General features: G+C 72.3%; 18 protein-coding genes. 7 read left to right on the top strand and 11 right to left on the bottom strand.

All coding sequences use genetic code 11. From position 1 onward, the window contains the following. Positions 1 to 102: 102 nt before the first annotated feature. Genes ACFV2J_RS01215 through ACFV2J_RS01205 form a run of 3 tightly spaced genes read right to left on the bottom strand, consistent with a single transcriptional unit; the run spans position 103 to position 2573 of the window. Positions 103 to 660 (bottom strand): cysteine hydrolase family protein, encoded by a 558-nt coding sequence (locus ACFV2J_RS01215; RefSeq protein ID WP_385094011.1) that lies wholly within the window; start codon positions 658 to 660, stop codon positions 103 to 105. 43 nt (positions 661 to 703) lie between these two features. Further along, positions 704 to 2134 (bottom strand): MFS transporter, encoded by a 1431-nt coding sequence (locus ACFV2J_RS01210; RefSeq protein WP_385094014.1) that lies wholly within the window; start codon positions 2132 to 2134, stop codon positions 704 to 706. Continuing rightward, complete coding sequence (locus ACFV2J_RS01205; RefSeq protein ID WP_385094017.1) at positions 2127 to 2573, bottom strand: MarR family winged helix-turn-helix transcriptional regulator; 447 nt, start codon at positions 2571 to 2573, stop codon at positions 2127 to 2129. The genes ACFV2J_RS01210 and ACFV2J_RS01205 overlap by 8 nt, the downstream gene beginning before the upstream one ends. Before the next feature lie 193 nt (positions 2574 to 2766). On the opposite strand from ACFV2J_RS01205, the gene ACFV2J_RS01200 reads away from it, so the two are divergent. Next, the gene (locus tag ACFV2J_RS01200; protein ID WP_385094020.1) at positions 2767 to 2946 is read left to right on the top strand and encodes a DUF6480 family protein; all 180 of its coding nucleotides are present in this window, start codon (positions 2767 to 2769) and stop codon (positions 2944 to 2946) included. A 274-nt stretch (positions 2947 to 3220) separates the two neighbouring features. Continuing rightward, positions 3221 to 3646, top strand: coding sequence for an ATP-binding protein (locus tag ACFV2J_RS01195; protein ID WP_385094023.1), 426 nt, complete (start codon positions 3221 to 3223; stop codon positions 3644 to 3646). A gap of 23 nt (positions 3647 to 3669) precedes the next feature. On the opposite strand, the gene ACFV2J_RS01190 is transcribed toward ACFV2J_RS01195, so the two are convergent. After that, a complete protein-coding gene (locus ACFV2J_RS01190; RefSeq protein WP_385094026.1) occupies positions 3670 to 4137 on the bottom strand; it encodes a winged helix-turn-helix transcriptional regulator in 468 nt (155 codons plus the stop codon). A 91-nt stretch (positions 4138 to 4228) separates the two neighbouring features. On the opposite strand from ACFV2J_RS01190, the gene ACFV2J_RS01185 reads away from it, so the two are divergent. Next, positions 4229 to 4723 (top strand): PaaI family thioesterase, encoded by a 495-nt coding sequence (locus tag ACFV2J_RS01185; protein WP_385094029.1) that lies wholly within the window; start codon positions 4229 to 4231, stop codon positions 4721 to 4723. 528 nt (positions 4724 to 5251) lie between these two features. Here ACFV2J_RS01185 and ACFV2J_RS01180 read toward each other — a convergent pair. The 6 genes from ACFV2J_RS01180 to ACFV2J_RS01155 form a co-directional block, all read right to left on the bottom strand. Further along, entirely contained in the window at positions 5252 to 5455 is a 204-nt protein-coding gene (locus ACFV2J_RS01180; protein ID WP_148009846.1) for a cold-shock protein, read from the bottom strand. Between the two features lie 441 nt (positions 5456 to 5896). After that, positions 5897 to 6667: a carbonic anhydrase gene (locus ACFV2J_RS01175; protein WP_385436870.1), complete on the bottom strand. Its 771-nt coding sequence runs from the start codon at positions 6665 to 6667 to the stop codon at positions 5897 to 5899. Between the two features lie 184 nt (positions 6668 to 6851). After that, the gene (locus ACFV2J_RS01170; RefSeq protein WP_385436868.1) at positions 6852 to 8513 is read right to left on the bottom strand and encodes a SpoIIE family protein phosphatase; all 1662 of its coding nucleotides are present in this window, start codon (positions 8511 to 8513) and stop codon (positions 6852 to 6854) included. Positions 8514 to 8662: 149 nt separating this feature from the next. After that, positions 8663 to 9073 (bottom strand): ester cyclase, encoded by a 411-nt coding sequence (locus tag ACFV2J_RS01165; RefSeq protein ID WP_385096591.1) that lies wholly within the window; start codon positions 9071 to 9073, stop codon positions 8663 to 8665. A 175-nt stretch (positions 9074 to 9248) separates the two neighbouring features. Next, positions 9249 to 10265, bottom strand: coding sequence for a GlxA family transcriptional regulator (locus tag ACFV2J_RS01160; RefSeq protein ID WP_385436866.1), 1017 nt, complete (start codon positions 10263 to 10265; stop codon positions 9249 to 9251). Continuing rightward, positions 10253 to 10900: an HD domain-containing protein gene (locus ACFV2J_RS01155; protein ID WP_385096596.1), complete on the bottom strand. Its 648-nt coding sequence runs from the start codon at positions 10898 to 10900 to the stop codon at positions 10253 to 10255. Before ACFV2J_RS01155 ends, ACFV2J_RS01160 begins: the two co-directional genes overlap by 13 nt. Before the next feature lie 203 nt (positions 10901 to 11103). Between ACFV2J_RS01155 and argG the strand changes: the two genes are divergently transcribed. From argG to ACFV2J_RS01135, 4 genes are all read left to right on the top strand, one after another. After that, positions 11104 to 12546, top strand: coding sequence for an argininosuccinate synthase (argG, locus tag ACFV2J_RS01150; protein ID WP_385096598.1), 1443 nt, complete (start codon positions 11104 to 11106; stop codon positions 12544 to 12546). Between the two features lie 275 nt (positions 12547 to 12821). Next, a complete protein-coding gene (locus tag ACFV2J_RS01145; RefSeq protein ID WP_385436863.1) occupies positions 12822 to 14270 on the top strand; it encodes a hypothetical protein in 1449 nt (482 codons plus the stop codon). A 104-nt stretch (positions 14271 to 14374) separates the two neighbouring features. Beyond that, complete coding sequence (locus tag ACFV2J_RS01140; protein ID WP_385088195.1) at positions 14375 to 15622, top strand: AAA family ATPase; 1248 nt, start codon at positions 14375 to 14377, stop codon at positions 15620 to 15622. Continuing rightward, positions 15619 to 16941 carry a VWA-like domain-containing protein gene (locus ACFV2J_RS01135; protein WP_385088197.1) on the top strand — a complete coding sequence of 441 codons (1323 nt, stop codon included), beginning with the start codon at positions 15619 to 15621 and terminating at the stop codon, positions 16939 to 16941. The genes ACFV2J_RS01140 and ACFV2J_RS01135 overlap by 4 nt, the downstream gene beginning before the upstream one ends. A 20-nt stretch (positions 16942 to 16961) precedes the next feature. Here the strand turns inward: ACFV2J_RS01135 and ACFV2J_RS01130 are convergent, their stop codons facing one another. Continuing rightward, positions 16962 to 17822: a DUF427 domain-containing protein gene (locus tag ACFV2J_RS01130; protein ID WP_385088199.1), complete on the bottom strand. Its 861-nt coding sequence runs from the start codon at positions 17820 to 17822 to the stop codon at positions 16962 to 16964. Positions 17823 to 18025 lie beyond the last annotated feature (203 nt).

Raw genomic sequence — 18025 nt, 5'->3', positions numbered from 1 at the left:
GCCCCCGGGGGGGGGGGGGGGGGCCGGGGCCCCGCCCCCCCCCCCCCCCCGTCCGCCGTCGCCGCGAGCCGTCTCCGGCGAGCGCCGGGCTCACCGGGCGGTTCACGAACCGGCGTGGAGGGCGTGCGCCCACTCCGCGACGGTGGTGACCTCGCCGCGCCGGGCGAGGACGTCGTTCACGAGGGTGTGGTGCAGTGCGGTGCTGAGGTCGGCGCAGGCGTCGGACAGCACGGTGAGCCTGTAGTCGAGATCGGCCGCCTGCAGGGCGGTGGACAGGACGACGCCGCCGGTGCCGATGCCGGCCAGGACCAGGTGCTCGATGTCCTGGGCGGCCAGGATCTGCTGGAGGTTGTTCCCGGCGAAGGCGCTGACGCGGTTCTTGTGGACGACGATCTCGCCCTTGGCGGGGGCGACGTCGGGGTGGATGGCGGCACCGGGGTCGTCGGCGGTGAAGACGTGGGACGGGAGGGAGCCGAAGACCTTGTTGCGCGGGTGGGCGTCGATGTGGCCGGGGCCCAGCCGGAGCGCCACGTGGATGACGGGGACGCCCGCGGCGCGCGCCGTGCCGAGTGCCTCCACGGCGTGCGGGAGGTAGTCGGCGGGCAGTTGGGCGAGGTGGCTGAGCTGGAGGTCCATCAGGAGGAGCACGGTGCGGGGCATGGTGGGCGCCTTCGTTCGGGTGTGGCGGTGGTCGCGGGGTGGTCTATGACGCCTGCGGCGCGTCGGCCTGGGTGTCCCTGTCCGTCGCGCGGCCGAGCGTGCGGTCGAAGGCCGTCAGGAGGAGGTAGAGCACACCGGCGCCGAGCATGACCCAGGCGAGATGGTGCATGCCGCCGGTGTCCGCGCGCCGCCCGAAGGAGGCGGCAGTCGTGGACGAGGCGACCATCGAACCGACGTAGGCGAAGGTGCGCAGCAGGCCGGCCGAGGAGGCGGTCCGCTCGGGATCCGCCTGGAAGTAGACGGAGTTCTGAAGGGCCAGGCTGTTCAGTCCCTGCGGGACGCCGAAGACGAGGGCGACGAGCACGAGCGTCCATACGGGGCTGTCCTCGCTGAGCGTCAGCATCACCACACAGGCGACGACCTGTCCGAGCCCGCCGACGAGCAGCTTGCCGCGCACGCCCTTGCGCCGTCCGGAGACGATGGAGACACCGATGGCCACCAGGAACATGGGGATCTGCGCCAGCCCGGCGTGGAACGGCGAGAGTCCGAAGCCCTCCTCCGTCCACTGGGTGAAGCCGTAGAGGAAGGCGTACGAGACGACGTACGCGACCAGCGCGCGGCCGTACGTGGTGAGCAGCGGTGTGTTGCCGCCCAGCACCCGCAGGTCGATGAACGGGGTGGCGGCCCGCAGCTCCCGCGCCGCGAACGCGGCGCTCGCGGCGACGGCGGTCACCAGCAGGTACCAGTCGCGTAGGTGCAGGTTCATGAGGAACAGGAGCAGCGACACCAGCGTCACGGCGAACAGTGCCATGCCGGGCAGGTCGAGCTGGGCCGCGAGGCGCCCGCGCTGCGGGGACTCCCCTGTTCCCGCCTCCTTGGGCAGCCGGAGCAGCCCCAGCAGCACGGCCGCGGCGGCCAGCGGTACGTTGAGCGCGAAGGTGGCGCGCCAGCCGCCCAGACCGATCAGGAGACCGCCCAGCAGCGGGCCGATCACGGCAATGGTCTGGTTGGCGACGGCCAGCGCGGTCAGTACCCCGCCGGGACTGTCCCGCCCGGTGCGCCTGGCCTCGCTGCGCAGCAGCGCCATCGCCGCGGGATATCCGGCGCAGGTGCCGAACCCGAGCAGCACCCGCGAGGCGATCAGCACGCCCAGGTTCGGCGCCAGGGTGCCGACGACACCGGCGACCCCGACGAGGCTCGTGCTGACGAGGAAGAGCCGGCGCGGCCCGAAGACGTCGATGAGCCGGCCGACGACGGGCTGCCCGAGAGCAGTCGCCAGGTAGAGGGCGGAGACCAGCCAGGCGGTCTGCGCGGGCGGTGCGCCCAGCGCGTCGCCGATGGGTATGAGCGAGACGGCGATGATCGTCGAGTTGACCGGGTTGAGGACCGAGCCCAGCATCATCGGCGGCAGCAGTCGCCGGTCGAAACCCGCCGTCGCCGTCCTGCCCCGCTCCTCTGTCCTCTGTTCAGTCATGGGTGAGGCGTTCCAGTACCGTCATGGCGGCCATCACGGTCCGTCGTTCCTCTTCCGTGCACTTCTCCTGCAACTGACCGGCGAGCCATTCCTGCCGGACCTGTCGCCCCTCCTCCACCCGCCGGTGCCCCTCCTCCGTCAGCGCGATCAGCAGACGGCGCCGGTCATCGGGGTCGGGCCGCCGTTCCACCAGCCCCAGGGCGGTCAGCGCCGCGACGGTCGTCGTCATCGACTGGTGGCGCACCCCCTCGGCAGCGGCCAGCTCACTGGCCGTGACGCCCGGCCTGCCGGAGAGGTGGGTCAGTACGGACGCCTGCCCCAGAGTGATGTCCTCGGCCTCCGCGGCGTTCAGGATGCGGCGCCGCAACCGGCTGATGACCGTGCGGACCTGTCGCGACGCCTGAACCGCCGACGGTGAAGGACGCGGGCTCTCGTTCATGTCTCCCACAGTAGAACCCGCAGCTTGAGTTGTACAGTTTTGGCTGTACAGCTCAGTCTGTGTGAAGAGGTTCGGCTCCACACGGCGGGGCCGGTCGAGCCGGGCCGGCCCGGTGCCCTCCGGCTCGGACAGTGGCTACCGTCCCGCGGGCGCCTGAGATGCGGCGCCGTCCCTGGAGGCGGAGAGTTGAGACATGTCACAGCCATTGGTGCCACCGGGCGAAACCCCTCCGGTCGAGGGTTCGATCGCCGAGGCACATCAGGAACGGCCGGACGGCGGGATCTGGGAGCACCCTCTGTGGTGGCTCGGGCTGATCATCATCGGGGCGATCATCGTCGCGGGTTATTTCATCGCTCGCATCATCGGCTACTGAGCCCACCGGGACCCGCCCCGTGCGGAGCGCCCTCCGCCGGTGCGGGCGTTCCGGATCGGGGTGTACGCGTGACTGACGAGCGGAGCCCGCGTCGCCCCACGTCCGCACCGGCCGCCCCTCGCCCGGGCCGGCCGGATGTGACCCTCAGCGCGAGGTCCGACCGCGGGTACGCGACGCCGCCCCCGCCACGGCCTCTCCCCGCGACACCCCTCCCCGGGCATCCGCCTCTCCCTTGACGCGAAGAGCCGCTGGAGGCCCACAAGGGACGCGCATCATGACACCCGAACCCGACGGTTTCGTCTGCGACTCGGCCCTCTGCACGAGCGCCGCGCGCCGGAGCGTGCGCGGCTGTCTCCGTCACTGGCACGTCGAAGGGCTCGCGGACGACGCCGCGCTCGTGCTGAGCGAACTGCTGTCCAACGCCCTGCGCCACGGCGAACCGCCCGTCCGCGTCTCCGTGACCCTTCGACGTACGCGGCATGACGGCCGCACCGTACACATCGAGGTCGCCGACGCGGGCCACACTCTCGACCACGGCCTCAGCGGCTCGCGTCGGGCACACCCCGCCCTCACGATGGACGAGAACGGCAGGGGCCTGCGTCTCGTCGACGCGCTCTCCTGCCGCTGGGGCGACGAGCCGACACCGCAGGGGCACACGGTCTGGGCCGATCTCGCCTGCGACGCCGGGCGGGTCACGTGAACACGCCCGTCACCCGCCGTCGCTCAGGCGTGAGGCCGCGCGCCCGGACCGGGTACGACCGTGACCTCTCTCGGGGTGAGCGCGACGTGTTCGTCGACGCACTCCACCACGACTCGCACCGGTGCCGCGCACTCGCTGTGCCGGATGTCGAGAATCGGTCCCCCGGGATCCGCGACGTACGCCTCGCCCCACTGTCTCAGCGCCACCAGGACCGGCCACAGGTCCCGCCCCTTGGGTGTCAGGCGGTATTCGTGCCGCGTACGGCTGCCCTCTTCCCGGTACGGCTCGGTCCGCAGGATCCCGGCCGCGACCAGCTTGCGGAGCCGGCCGGCCAGTACGGCCTCCGAAAGCCCCATATGACGGCGGAAGTCATCGAATCGGCGGACGCCGTTGAAGGCGTCGCGCAGGATCAGCAGCGTCCACTTCTCGCCCACCAGGTCGAGCGTGCGCTGGACCGTGCAGTTCTCCGTGCTCACCTCGAGCCACTCCATACGTGCATCATAGGCGAGCTGGCTTCGCCGTTGACAGTCAGCTGCGCCGCGGACTAGCTTCGAGCGACGCAGTCGGATGAGGAGAACACGCATGGGCCGGTCACGTACGTACGAGTGGGAAGACCCCTCGGTCTCGGCCTCCGAGGTCGGCAGGACCAGCGGGCTCGACTTCCTGCGCGCGATGATCGCCGGCCGGCTGCCCGGTCCTCCCATCGGCGCCACGATCGGAATCGTGCTCGAAGAGGTCGACCACGGGCACGCGGTGTTCTCGCTGGAGCCCGGCGAGGAGCACTACAACCCCATCGGAAGCGTCCACGGCGGGATCTACGCGACCCTGCTCGACTCCGCGGCGGGATGCGCCGTCCAGTCGACGCTTCCGCAGGGCATGGCTTACACCTCGCTCGACCTGACCGTGAAGTTCCTGCGTCCGATCACGGTGGACACCGGCAAGGTGCGCGCCGTGGGCACCGTCCTGAAGGGCGGCCGTCGCACCGCGCTGGCCCAGGCCGAGCTGTACGACTCCGCCGACCGGCTGCTCGCCCACGCCACCAGCAGCTGCCTGCTGTTCCCGGCGCCGACCGCCTGAACACACGGCGCACCGGCGACCGGCGACCGTCGTCGCCGTACGGCCCCAGGAGCCGCCGTATTCGTCGCCCTGGAGCCCTCGCGAGCCGTCGTGGCACACCTTGGCGCCGGGGTTTCCCTCAGGCGGTGGGACGCACTCCGGCCGGGACCCTGAGGGTCGACCAGGTCCAGGATGGCCGCGGGCCACGCAGGGCGGGCGCGTGCGCCTCGCCGTCGTTCATCGCGGCGGACCGCTCCCGCGGCGCGGGGGTCGCTTCACCGCGGCCCGGACGGCGGTTCTCCGCGGGCCGGGAAGCCGGCCGCTCCGTCCCGGAACCCGGTTCGCCGCGAGCCCGGAAGTCTGTTCGGAAGTCACGGTCGGGCGTCTCTGCGTAGGCCGACGAGCGTCGCGCCGGTCGGGCGTCTGGGCGTAGGCCGGCGAGCGTCGCGCCGGTCGGCCCTGCTGCCGCCCGTGACTGTCTGCTTTTGGGACCGCCCGTGCCCGCGGAGCCTGCGCTCCGCGGGCACGGGCGTGCCGCCCTGCCGTCGGTCAGGCGGGGGTGATGTTCTCGGCCTGCGGGCCCTTCTGGCCCTGGGTCACGTCGAACGTGACGGCCTGGCCCTCCTGGAGCTCACGGAAACCACTCGAGTTGATGTTCGAGTAGTGCGCGAAGACGTCGGGACCGCCGCCGTCCTGCGCGATGAAGCCGAAGCCCTTTTCCGAGTTGAACCACTTCACGGTTCCGGTGGCCATGTCAATGCCTCTCAGTCGATTTCGGATCCGCACCGCGCGGATCCGGAGGTGATCGCCCTGGTCCTCAGGCACTGCACAGCAAAAAGCCCGCACCGGAGCGCGGGCAGGTACTGCGAACCACGACATCTGCGAGCGACGCTACACGGCGAATCCGCCTACCACCAGAGAGCAACGGCCATCAGGAGACGGAGCCGCCCCACCTCGGCGCGGCAAAGGCCCGCAGTTCGGGCCGTTTCACACCAGGGGTGACGGCCGAACGATGGGCGGCACGGGACTCCACAGGCCGCCATCACCCTTCCCGCACCCCCGGCCGGGCGAGCGCGCCCCGCTCCCCCAGCCGGGTGAGTGCTCCGCGCCGCCGCGTCCACACGCGCGCTCTCCCGCGACTCCACGGAGGTTCGACCGCGGTCCGAATCGGGCGTCCACCGCGGTCCCAGCGGATCAGGAGGGCGCGCCGGTCAGCACTTCCACCTTCCCGGTGTCGAGCGAGTAGTACGCGCCGACCACCGCGAGGGCGCCCTTCTTCACGAGCGGCGCGAGGTCCTTGTTGGAGCGCAGTTCGTCCGCGGTCAGCTCGACCTGGGCGCGGGCCATGGTCTCGACCGGGTCGGAGCCGCCTTCCCGGGCCGTCCGCTCGTACGCCGGTCGCAGGGCCTCGACGATCGACTGCAGATTGCCAGGGAGTGGTTTGCTGTCGCGAATCGACTTGTACGCGGCCTCGACCGCGCCGCACCGCTGATGCCCGAGGACCACGATGAGCGGGGTGCCGCTCGTCATGGGTCCGTACTCGACCGAACCGGTGACCACCGGGCCGATCGCCTCCCCGCCCGTGCGCATCACGTAGAGGTCGCCCAGCCCGGTGTCGAAGAGCAGTTCGGGCGGCACCCGGGAGTCGATGCACGAGAGGACCGACCCGAAGGGCACCTGCTGCTGGGCGACGAATTCCCGCCGGTCGGGATCCCGGTCGGGGTGCTCCAAGTCGCCGCTCACCCAGCGCTTGTTGCCGTCCATCAGTCTCGCGAAGGCCGCCGCGGGCGTGGCCGGCCGTGCCGCCGGCGAACTCCCGGTCGCCGACGGGGTCCCGGCGGGTGCCACCACGGCCTTCGTGGCGGAGCATCCGGCGACCGCGGCCGCCGCGACCGCGAATCCGCCGGCGAGAAGCACTCTGCGCTCCGGGCGTCTCGGTCCTTCCGGCTGTCCGGTTCCGTTCATCGTCGTTCCCCTCGCCGCCACTCGGACACGTCCTCGCGTCCTGACCAGGGCGATTGTTCAGCGCGGCACGAGTACCCGGGCGACAGGCACAAGCGGGCGCGGACCGCATTGCCACCAACGGCCCACACATCCGCGGCGGACCGCGACCGGATCGTCGTCGGGCGCGGCCGGGTCGACAAAGGTGTCAGCGCGCGCCGACGGGACCTGTCCGGGCCAGCAGCAACGTGGTGTCGTCCGACGGGGAGGGGGTGCGGCGGGCCGCGACGGCCCGGTCGCACAGTTCCTCCAGGGGCAGCGTCGGGTGGGCCAGGGCCGCGGCGAGGCGGCGTATCCCGGACTCGATGTCCTCGGTCGGGAATTCGACCAGCCCATCGGTGTACAGGGCGATCAGGCTGCCGTCGGCGATCGCGATCCGGACGGATTCGAAGTGCCCCAGGCCCAGGCCGATCGGGACCCCGGAGGGGATCTCCGGGACGGACGCCTCACCGGCGGGACTGACGACGACGGGGGGAAGGTGGCCGGCCCCGGCGATCTCGACGAACCGTTCGGCCGGGTCGTAGACGACGTACAGGCAGGTCGCGCCCACGCCGGAGACGGTCGCGCCCGGGGAGTCCGCGTCCTCCTGGGTCAGACGCCCGACCGTGCGGTCCAGGCAACTCAGCAGCTCGACGGGCGGGAGGTCCATGTCCGCGAGGGTGCGCAGGGCGGTGCGGAGCCTGCCCATCGCGGCCGCGGCCTGGATGCCGTGTCCGACCACGTCGCCGACGACCAGGGCCACCCGGTCCCGGGGCAGCGCGATCACGTCGTACCAGTCGCCGCCCACACCGTGGTCGAGGTCGGCGGGGAGATAGCGTGAGCTCACCTCCAGGGCCGGTCCGCCGGACAGCCGGGCCGGGAGGAGGTTGCGCTGAAGGGCCAGGGCCACGGTGTGTTCGCGGGTGTAACGATGGGCGTTGTCGAGGCTCAGGGCGGCGCGCTCGACGAGTTCCTCCGCGAGGACCAGATCGTCCTGCTCGAACGGGGCCGGGTTGTCCGTCCGGACGAAGACGGCGATACCGAGTACGACGCCCCTCGCATTGATCGGCACCATCATCACGGTGTGCATGTCGGTCGTGCGGATGACCCGGGTCCGCTCCGGATCGCACCGCAGCCAGGTGCCGAGGGACCTGCGCAGCATCGGCTCGATGAAGGACTTCCCCGAGGTGAGTACCTGTGTGAACGGTGAGGCCTTCGGGACGAAGACGGGCTCGCCCCGGTCCCACAAGGCCTCCGGGATGCCTTCGTGGATCGACGCCAGGCCGGCCCGGCGGAAGACGGGGATGCGCCCGGCGTCCGTTCCCAGCCGCGCCAGGGGCTCCTCACCGAGGGGGACGGAGTCCGCCAGATCCACGGTGACGTAGTCGGCCAACCGCGGGACGGCGAAGTCGGCCAGTTCCTGCCCGGTCTGCATGACGTCGAGGGTGGTGCCGATCCGGGTGCTGGCCTCGCTGAGCAGGGCGAGGCGCTCGCTCGCCAGCCGTCGGCGGGCGTCGGGATGAGGGTCGAAGGCGGCCAGCCATCGCGGCGCGCCGTCCCGTGCGGCCAGTCGGGAGATGCGCAGTTCGACTTCCAGCTGCTGCCCCCGCCGATGGCGCAGCCGGGCGGCGCCCGTCGGCGCCAGCAGGTCCGCGAACGGCCGGCCGATCACCTCCTCGGCCTCGTAGCCGAGGAGCCGTTGAGCTCCCAGTGTCCAGCCGGCCACGGTACCGTCCGCGTCGACGACCGCCGCCGCCATGTCCTCCGTCTCGACGGACGTGCCCCACATCTCGTCCCGGCTGCCGGCCGCGGCTCCCTCGTCGGTGCTCATGGCTGTCTCCCGGTGAGCGGACCGGTCACCGACCCGGGCGTACCGGACGGGCAGCTGCCGCGATCACCGGGCCGCGGGGACCCTGAGAGCGAACTCGGCGCCGTGCACCCGTTCCTGGGGCGGGTTCGCTCATGGCGGGCCCGCGGCGATCACGGGACGAGACCGAGCTGGCGCAGCATGCCGAGCTCGTCGCTGCTGCCCCAGCGCTCGACCATCTTCCCGTCGGCGAAGCGGCTGATCTGCATGCCCCGGTAGCTCACCGTCCTGCCGGTCGCGCTGTGCCCCATCAGTTCACCGAGATGCGTTCCCGTGATGGTGTACGCGAAGGCGATCTCGTCGTCGGTGGCCATGACGTGCTCGACCTCGACGTGCAGATCGGGGAAGGCGCGTCTCATCGAGGCGAACATCTCCTCGTAGCCCTCGGGTCCGGGTACCTGGCCCGGGGCCGGGTCGTGGTCCACGGAGCCTGGTGCGACATAGTCGTCCAGATCCGCGAGATGGTCACTGTTCACCGCTGATCCGAAGTTCTCCAGGACGGCGAAGTTGGCGCTGCGCGACATGACGCGCTCCCTGAGGTCGGGGTGGCTCGGGCGCGCACACCTCGGGGGTGTGCGGTCGCGTGTTCCTCCCTTCCACGATAGGTCTGGCGGGCGGGGGTGGCCTGCTGGAGCCGGGGGCGAGCACCTCGTCCCGCACCCCGGTCAGCGCTCCCGGAGGGACACGGCGGCACCGGACTCACGCCCGGGTCCCCTGCTCCGCCGTGCTGCGGAAACGGGCGCGGTAGACCGTGGGTGCGACACCGATGATGTGCTGGAAGCTGCGCCGCATGGATTCGGCGGAACCGAAGCCGGAGCGCTCGGCGACGGCGTCCACCGAGTCGTTGCCGCTCGTGAGGAGCGCCTGCGCGGCCTCCACGCGCACCAACTCCACATAGCGCCCAGGGGTCATGCCGACCTCCGTGCGGAAGAGCCGGCTCAGATGCCGGGTGCTGACGCCCGCCTGGAGCGCGAGGGCATCCATGTGGTGGGCCTCGGCCGGGTCGGCCGCGATGGCGTCCATGACCCCGCGCAGCGTGGGATGCCCGGAGCCGCGCGGGGTCATCCTGGCACTGAACTGGGACTGGCCGGCCGGCCGGGCCATGAAGACAACGAGCTGCTGGGCGACGGCGCGCGCGAGGTCCGCCCCGTGATCCGCCTCGACGAGCGCGAGCGCGAGATCGATGCCCGTCGTGACTCCCGCCGAGGTCAGGACGGGCCCGTCCTGGACGAACACGGGATCGGCCTCGACGCGCACGCGGGGGTAGCGCGCGGCGAGTTCGCCCGCGAGGCGCCAGTGCGTCGCGGCGCGGCGGCCCTCCAGGATCCCGGCCTCGGCCAGCAGGAAGGCGCCCGCGCAGACCGAGGCCGTACGGGTCGAGCGGGTGGAGAGCGCCGCGACCAGGTCCACCAGGTGCCGGTCGTCGACCGCTCGCCGCCAGTCCGGGCGGCCGGGGACGACGAGGGTCCCCAGCCGCCCGGGCAGTTCGGCCGCCGCGGTGTCGGCGCTGAGCCGCACCCCGGAGGAGGTGCGGATGCCCGCCCCGGTCTCCGAGACGATGCGTACGTCGTAGTCGGCGCCGTCCTCGTTCGCGGTGGTGAACACCTCGGCGGGGCCGGCGACATCGAGCAGTTGCACTCCGTCGAAGGCGAGCACCGCCACGGTGTGGGGCGAACTCCCCGCGCCCGTACGGGGATCGGTCCTCACTCGGGCCACGGCGATGCCAGGATCGTGTCGACGAAGTCGCCGCGCTCGAAGCCGGGGACGTAGTGGGCGAGTACGTCGGCCTTGACGTTGCCGAAGGTGGTCCCCGGCTTGTCCCGGACGCCTTCGGTGAAGGACTCGAGGATGCGGCGCTTGAAATCGGGCCGGGGGTGCAGCGCGGTGATCGCCGCGCGGTCCTCGTCGGAGACGCCGTCGTAGCCGATGCCGAGGACGTCGTACTCGACCCCCGCGGTCACCAGGGCGACCTCGGGCTCCATGAACTCCGGCACCCCCGGGGTGGTGTGCAGGGCGATGGCCGTCCAGACCCTGCGGATGCTGTCCTCGGGCACGTCGTGCGCGCGCAGGAACCGGCGGGCCTCGTCGGCGCTGTCCACCTCGAAGCGGCGGCCGCTGTGGTGGAAGCGCTCGGCGAGTCCCAGGTCGTGGAACATGGCCCCGATGTACAGCAGCTCGGGATCGAAGCTCAGATCCCGGTTGCGCCCCTGCAGGCTGCCGAACCAGAACACCCGGCGCGAGTGGTGGAAGAGGAGTTCGGTCGAGGTGTCGCGCACCAGCGCGGTGGCCTCGCGCGCCAAGCGCGTGTCGGGCACCGTCACCCCTGCCGCTGTGTCCGTACGACTCGACATCACATCCGCCTCCTTGTCACCGTCCGCCGGTCCGGGCCGGTGGACCTCGCGTGTTCCTCCTCAAGGTTCCGCTCGGACGGCGGGCGCCGCCATGGCGCTGGAGCCATATGCCCCACAGATCCGGACACCGGTGTCCGGGACACCACAGACGAACCCACCCCGAGGACTTTGCATGATCATGCGTTTCAATGCATACTCTTTCTATGTCTAAGGTCCTCACCTCCCTTCCCGCCGACGAGCGCGTCGGCATCGCCTTCTCGGGCGGTCTCGACACCTCGGTCGCGGTCGCGTGGATGCGCGACAAGGGAGCCATCCCGTGCACCTACACCGCCGACATCGGCCAGTACGACGAACCCGACATCGCCTCGGTGCCGGGCCGCGCGAAGACCTACGGTGCCGAGATCGCGCGCCTGGTCGACTGCCGCGCGGCACTGGTCGAGGAGGGCCTGGCGGCGCTCACCTGCGGGGCGTTCCACATCCGCTCGGGCGGGCGCGCCTACTTCAACACCACCCCGCTCGGACGCGCCGTCACCGGCACCCTCCTGGTCCGGGCGATGCTCGAGGACGACGTCCAGATCTGGGGCGACGGCTCGACGTTCAAGGGCAACGACATCGAGCGCTTCTACCGGTACGGCCTGCTCGCCAATCCGCACCTGCGGATCTACAAGCCCTGGCTGGACGCGGACTTCGTGACCGAGCTGGGTGGCCGCAAGGAGATGTCGGAGTGGCTCCTCGCCCACGACCTGCCCTACCGCGACAGCACGGAGAAGGCGTACTCCACCGACGCCAACATCTGGGGTGCCACCCACGAGGCGAAGACCCTGGAACACCTCGACACCGGTGTGGAGAGCGTGGAGCCGATCATGGGCGTCCGGTTCTGGGACCCCTCGGTCGAGATCGCCACCGAGGACGTCACGATCGGCTTCGACCAGGGCCGCCCGGTGACGATCAACGGTGAGAAGTTCCCCTCCGCGGTGGAACTGGTGATGGCCGCCAACGCGATCGGCGGCCGCCACGGCATGGGCATGTCGGACCAGATCGAGAACCGGATCATCGAGGCCAAGAGCCGCGGCATCTACGAGGCGCCCGGCATGGCCCTGCTGCACGCGGCGTACGAGCGCCTGGTCAACGCGATCCACAACGAGGACACCGTCGCCCAGTACCACAACGAGGGCCGCCGCCTCGGCCGGCTGATGTACGAGGGCCGCTGGCTGGACCCGCAGGCGCTGATGGTGCGTGAGTCGCTTCAGCGCTGGGTCGGCACGGCCGTCACCGGCGAGGTGACCCTGCGACTGCGGCGCGGCGAGGACTACTCGATCCTCGACACCACGGGCCCCGCGTTCAGCTACCACCCGGACAAGCTGTCCATGGAGCGCACCGAGGACTCGGCCTTCGGCCCCGTGGACCGGATCGGCCAGCTCACCATGCGCAACCTCGACATCGCCGACTCGCGCGCCAAGCTGGAGCAGTACGCCGGACTCGGCCTGATCGGCACCTCCCCCGCCATCGGCGCCGCCCAGGCGGCCGCCACCGGGCTGATCGGCACCATGCCGGAGGGCGGCGCCGAGGCCATCGCCTCCCGCGGCGAGGTCTCCGAGGACGACGAGATGCTGGACCGCGCCGCGATGGAGTTCGGCACGGACTGACCTGCCGGCCCCCGCACCACCTGGGAGGCGGGGAGAGGGACGGGCCGCGCCCGCCCCTCTCCCCGCCTCCCTTTTCCCTACCTCCCTTGCGAGGTCCCGAGGACCCGAAGCCCCGACGAGGACCCGCCGGACGGCACAACGGCGAGAGGGGCCGCGCATTTGACGGTCCGGTGGAAAACCCCTGGCACCTCGCCGGCGAGGACCGCTACGATCCCGGCGATGACCACTCACTCCGTTCACAGATCGGGGGACCCGTCCGCGCAAGGTGAGCGCTGATGCTCACTCGTACCGCGAACCGGGATCCCCGGCTTTCCCTCTGGCTGCGCGTGCGCGAGTTCGCCGTGCCGCCCTCCATGATCGAGACGTCGACCGCCCGCCGCTGCGCGGGCGACTGGGCGGGGGCCTGTGCCGCCGCGCGGATCGACGTCGACCTCAGTCCGCGTTCGGTGGCACGCACCCATGGCCGGGAGCTCGCCGCCCTGGTCCGGGCCGACCTCCGCCATCTCGCTCCCGACCTGCTGCGCTGGCACATGCCGAGGATCGCCCCCGACGGCCTGCTGCGCCCGGGGCTGACCATCGCTCTGGCGCGGTACGAAGAAGCGGGACGCGACGGTACGAGCCCGGTGCACCTCGTCGCACGGACAGCGCCTGCCTGGGCGGACGCCGGCCAGCGGATCAGCCTCGCGCTCCGGGACGGCTCCTGGTCCGACGTCGGTGGCCGTCGCCACCCCCACCCTCACCCCGACCGGCGGTTCCGCCTCGACCTCCACCGTCATCTGTGGGACGCGCGCAGGACGGACGAACTGCGGATCCGTTCCGGTGCCGGGCAACCGCCCGCCGGCGCCAGCCCGGTGGTGGACACGGAGGCGTTGGCGGAGGTGCCGCGGTCGCACCGGTGCGCCGTCGACCGATGGGCGGCCGAGGCGGAGATCGTGCTCCGCGCCGAGGGGCGGCCCACCGACGCCGTCGCCGTACGGATCGGGAGCCGGCACCGGGTGGTGCTGAACCCGGTCACGGACCGCGGCGGTGACGGGCCGGCCACGTGGCGGATCACGTCGCCACCCGCGCAGGCCGACACTTCCGCGCTGCCGGTCCTGCCCGACGCGGCGACCTGGGTACTGCCCGACCTGGACCTGCTCCGCGCCGGCGTGATCGAGGTGGACCGGCTGCACCCACTGGTCGCCTCGGCGCTGGCACCGGACACACCGAGCCGTTCCCCGCTTCGGCCGCCCCCGCTCCCGGACCGGCCGGGACGACCGCACCTCGTCGAGTGCCGGGGAGCCCTGCACCGGATCGGTCTGGTCGACGGAGCCCTGGCGCCACTGGACCACGACCCGGACGAGATCCGCCGCGAAGAACTGCTGGCCGCGCTGACCGGCACCCCACTCCCCTGCCTGCGCGCCATCGACGCGGCGCACCGTGAGCCGGACTGCCTTTCCGGCGTCCGCGAGCGGCTGGACCACGGTGACACCGCCGGTGCGCTGGCCGTCGTGGAGGGCCTGCTCGGCCCCGACGCGCTGCTGCGCGACGGCGCCCTGCGGGACGAACTGGAGGCGGCGGCGCGGCGGCGGATCACGTACGGGCTCTACCGAGCCGGCCTGACCGGCACCGAACCGGACATGGGCACCGGCCCCGACAGCGGACCGGGACCTGGCCGTATCCGCTCCGGCCGTCGCCACACCCCACCCGGCCGCCCGCGCCCGCGCCGCGCGGCCCTGCGCTGACCCGGGGACCGTTCCCCTCCCGCAGCTCACGCGCGCTTCCGCCACCCCTGGTACCCATCGCCCGCGCCCTCCCGGCCCGCCACACATCCAAAAGGTGATCACGCATGTCCACACACCCCCGTTCCGGCCCGACCGACGCCCGCGCCACCCAACTCGACGTCGCGGGCGCGCTGCTGACCCTGCTGCGCGACACGTCCACCGAACCGCGCCCCGACATCCAACTGGAGGCCCTGACCCTCGCCGTGGCCGCCGACCTCCCCGTACTCCTGTGGGGTGAACCGGGGATCGGCAAGACCGCGGCGCTGACACAGCTCGCGACGTCCCTCGACCTCCCGTTGACCACGGTGATCGCCAGCGTGCACGAGCCGTCCGACTTCTCGGGGCTTCCCGTCATCGGCGACGATCCGGCGGAACAAGGCGTGCCCATGGCCCCGCCGGACTGGGCGGTGCGGCTGGTCCGGGCCGGCCGGGGACTGCTGTTCCTGGACGAGTTGTCCACCGCGCCGCCGGCCGTTCAGGCCGCCCTGCTCCGCCTCGTCCTCGAACGGCGGATCGGCGCCCTGCAACTGCCGCCCGGGGTGCGGATCGTGGCCGCCGCCAACCCGCGGGCCTCGGCGGCCGACGGCTGGGAGCTGAGCCCGCCGCTGGCCAACCGCTTCGTCCACCTCCAGTGGATCCACGACCACGAGGTCGTGGTCCGCGGGCTCGGCGGGACCTGGCCCCGGGCCACGCTGCCACGGCTCGACCCCGAGCGGTTGCCGGGAGCCGTGGCCCTCGCCCGCCGCGCGGTGTGCGAACTCCTCGCCGCCCGGCCCGGACTCGTACACCGTCTGCCCAGCAACGAGACGCGCAGGGGCGGCCCCTGGCCGTCACCCCGGAGCTGGGAGATGACGCTGTGTCTGATCGCCTTCGCGACCGCGGCCGGCTCCTCTCGCGAAGTGCTCTCCCTGCTGGTCCGGGGCACCGTGGGAGACGGTCCGGGGCTGGAGTTGCTGGCCGGTCTCGACCGGATGGACCTGCCGGACCCCGAGGTGCTGCTCGCCGACCCGGAGAGTGCGGCCCTGCCGGAACGGGGGGATCTGCGCCAGGCCGTGCTCGACGGTGTGGTGGAGGCGGTCCGCAAGCGTCCGGAGAGGTCGCGCTGGGAGGCCGCGTGGACGCTCCTCGTCCGGGCGGTGGAGACCGGAGCACCGGATCTGGTGGTCGTGCCCGCGAACACACTCGCCTCGCTGCGCCAGGAGGACTGGGACGTTCCGGCGTCGATCGACAAGCTCGCCGGAGCGGTCTCCCTGTCCCGGCGGGCCGACCGCGCGGCGACCCGGACCGCGGTCGCCGCGGCGGCCGGCCGATGAGGGCGGACCCACCGGCGGCGGCGTACGCGCCCGAGATCGCGGACGCACCAGAGGTACCGGACACGCCGGGGACGCCGGGGGTGCTGGACCGCGACAAGCTCTTCGCCGCCAGGCTGCACGCCGCCCGGGTCCGGCCCTACCTGGCGACGGCGCTCTTCGCCCTGCACACCGTGGAGTCGCGGCAGGTGCCGACGATGGCCGTCGACCGGTACTGGCGGTGCTACGTGTCACCGACGTTCGTGGACCGGACGCCGGTGGAGGAACTGGCCGGCGTATGGGTGCACGAGGTGTCGCACCTGCTGCGCGACCATCACGGACGCAGTGACCGGGTCGCGCGGGAGCGTGGGCTCACCGGCCCGGGTGAACGGCTGCGGATGAACATCGCGGCGGACTGCGAGATCAACGACGACGTGTTCGGCGAGGGTCTCCTGCGGCCCGAAGGCGCTGTCACGCCGGAGACCCTGGCGTTGCCCGAGGGCGAGTTGATGGAGGACTACCTGCGCCGGTTCCGGCTCGGCCCGCGCACCCAGGGCCTGGTCTGGCTGGACTGCGGCAGCGGCGCCGACGGACTGGACCGTGAATGGGAGTGGGGCCCGGACGGGGCGTACGGCCTCAGCGACCAGGAACGGGATGCCGTGCGCTTCCGTGTGGCACGTGGCATCACCGCACGTCCGGGGAACACACCCAAGGGGTGGCGCCGATGGGCGCAGGAGGCGTTCCAGCCACCGCAGCCGTGGCGGGACCTGCTGGGAGCGGCCGTCCGTTCCGCGGCCTCCGGCTCCGGCGCGGGCGAGGACTACACGTACGGCCGGCCGTCGCGGCGCTCGGCGGGGGTACCCGGCACCGTCCTGCCGAGCCTGAGGCGCAGACCGCCTCGGGTCTCCGTGATCATCGACACCTCAGGGTCGGTCAGCGACGCCGAACTGGGCGGCGCGCTCCGCGAGGTCGCCGCGATCACCCGCGCCGTGGGGGGCCGTCGCGACCTCATCACCGTGCTGCCGTGCGACGCGTCCTCGCCGATCGTGCACTCGCTCTGCCGGGCCGAAGGGATACCGCTGGTGGGCGGCGGGGGCACCGACCTGCGTACGGGCTTCGCGAGGGCGCTGCGGAGGGGGCCCCGACCGGATGTCGTCGTGGTCCTGACCGACGGTCAGACGCCCTGGCCGAGCAGCCGGCCACCGTGCCGGACGGTGGTCGGCCTGTTCCCCCGGCAGCGCTCGTCCTCGTCGTGGGACGAGAACGATCCCGACTACGTCCCGGACTCACCGCCGGAGTGGGCGCGGGTCGTCGTCATCGAGTCGACTCCCGGCACCCCGTGAGCCTTTCGGATCGTACGGAGTCAGCGGGACCTGGTCTCCTCGGCGTCCAGACCGCGGTCGACGCCGTGGGGGACGACCTGCTGGCCCGGCTCGGTCTCCAGCCGCCGGCCGTCGATTCGGACCTCGACCTGGTCCGGCTCGAAGGAGACCATGCCGTCGATGCGGCCGACCTCGTCGTAGGCGTCGCGATACGACCAGGCGGCGCGGTGCGCGGCGCCGATGTCGTAGTAGTCGCACAGCCCCTTGTAGGGGCAGAAGGTCTGCCCCTCGACGGGACTGAGCCGGCTCTCGTCGATGTCGGCGCGCGGAACGTACCAGCGCGGGGCGAAGCCGGACTCGTAGAGGACGACCGGGTGTTCGGAGCGGGCCACCACGGTGTCCCCCAGCCGGACTTCCAGCGTGCGGGAGGTGTTGCGGATGTCGATGCGGTGGTACGCGTCCGCCGCGTGTCCCAGGACGCGTTCGTCCTCCTCGTAGAAGGCGTCCATCGCCCGCCAGGCGAAGGCGACGCGGTCCTCGAAGGCGGCGGCGTGTCCGGGCGGCGCGGTGAATTCCCAGGCGGCGCGTTCGGTGGTGCGGTCGCCCACGTGCACGGCGTACCAGGAGGTCTCACCGAGATCCTGATGCCGGGTGACCTTGTCGCTCCTGACCAGCGCCCGCGGATCGACGTCCGCGCGCGGGAAGTAGGCGACGGGGTAACGGCCCGGCTCGTGCAGCAGCAGGACGTTCTCGCTGTCGGCGACCCAGGCCCCGTTGAACCGCACACGCATACGGCGACGCAGCCGCTCGGCGAACAGCAGGCGCCGCGGCAGGGGTTCGGGGGTGAGGAAGTGTCCGATCGCGGTCGCCGAGAGCGGCCCTTGTTGCCAGGACAGTCCCATGGCTCGTTCCTTCCGGGTGCGAGGTGAGGACGGGGCGCGAGGTGAGGGGTACGAGGTGAATGCGGGGCGCGAGGTGCCGGACGCGGCGGACACCTCGCACCCCCGGGAGGTGCCGCGGTCGGCTCCGGGCCCGCGGGAGGGGCGGTGCCGTACCGGCGGGAGGTGGCCGCGGGAGCAGGGGACCGGCCGTGGACCGCGCGGTC

Source organism: Streptomyces sp. NPDC059668 (assembly GCF_042734135.1).
In the GTDB taxonomy this organism is placed as follows: Bacteria; Actinomycetota; Actinomycetes; order Streptomycetales; family Streptomycetaceae; genus Streptomyces.
Note: the sequence above shows the minus strand (reverse complement) of the source record. Positions and strands in the feature narration are given on the sequence as shown.

Coding starts and splice junctions, on each gene's coding strand:
- ACFV2J_RS01215 (WP_385094011.1), bottom strand. CDS start 660: ATGCCCCGCACCGTGCTCCTCCTGATGGACCTCCAGCTCAGCCACCTC.
- ACFV2J_RS01210 (WP_385094014.1), bottom strand. CDS start 2,134: ATGACTGAACAGAGGACAGAGGAGCGGGGCAGGACGGCGACGGCGGGT.
- ACFV2J_RS01205 (WP_385094017.1), bottom strand. CDS start 2,573: ATGAACGAGAGCCCGCGTCCTTCACCGTCGGCGGTTCAGGCGTCGCGA.
- ACFV2J_RS01200 (WP_385094020.1), top strand. CDS start 2,767: ATGTCACAGCCATTGGTGCCACCGGGCGAAACCCCTCCGGTCGAGGGT.
- ACFV2J_RS01195 (WP_385094023.1), top strand. CDS start 3,221: ATGACACCCGAACCCGACGGTTTCGTCTGCGACTCGGCCCTCTGCACG.
- ACFV2J_RS01190 (WP_385094026.1), bottom strand. CDS start 4,137: ATGGAGTGGCTCGAGGTGAGCACGGAGAACTGCACGGTCCAGCGCACG.
- ACFV2J_RS01185 (WP_385094029.1), top strand. CDS start 4,229: ATGGGCCGGTCACGTACGTACGAGTGGGAAGACCCCTCGGTCTCGGCC.
- ACFV2J_RS01180 (WP_148009846.1), bottom strand. CDS start 5,455: ATGGCCACCGGAACCGTGAAGTGGTTCAACTCGGAAAAGGGCTTCGGC.
- ACFV2J_RS01175 (WP_385436870.1), bottom strand. CDS start 6,667: ATGAACGGAACCGGACAGCCGGAAGGACCGAGACGCCCGGAGCGCAGA.
- ACFV2J_RS01170 (WP_385436868.1), bottom strand. CDS start 8,513: ATGAGCACCGACGAGGGAGCCGCGGCCGGCAGCCGGGACGAGATGTGG.
- ACFV2J_RS01165 (WP_385096591.1), bottom strand. CDS start 9,073: ATGTCGCGCAGCGCCAACTTCGCCGTCCTGGAGAACTTCGGATCAGCG.
- ACFV2J_RS01155 (WP_385096596.1), bottom strand. CDS start 10,900: ATGTCGAGTCGTACGGACACAGCGGCAGGGGTGACGGTGCCCGACACG.
- argG (WP_385096598.1), top strand. CDS start 11,104: ATGTCTAAGGTCCTCACCTCCCTTCCCGCCGACGAGCGCGTCGGCATC.
- ACFV2J_RS01145 (WP_385436863.1), top strand. CDS start 12,822: ATGCTCACTCGTACCGCGAACCGGGATCCCCGGCTTTCCCTCTGGCTG.
- ACFV2J_RS01140 (WP_385088195.1), top strand. CDS start 14,375: ATGTCCACACACCCCCGTTCCGGCCCGACCGACGCCCGCGCCACCCAA.
- ACFV2J_RS01135 (WP_385088197.1), top strand. CDS start 15,619: ATGAGGGCGGACCCACCGGCGGCGGCGTACGCGCCCGAGATCGCGGAC.
- ACFV2J_RS01130 (WP_385088199.1), bottom strand. CDS start 17,822: ATGGGACTGTCCTGGCAACAAGGGCCGCTCTCGGCGACCGCGATCGGA.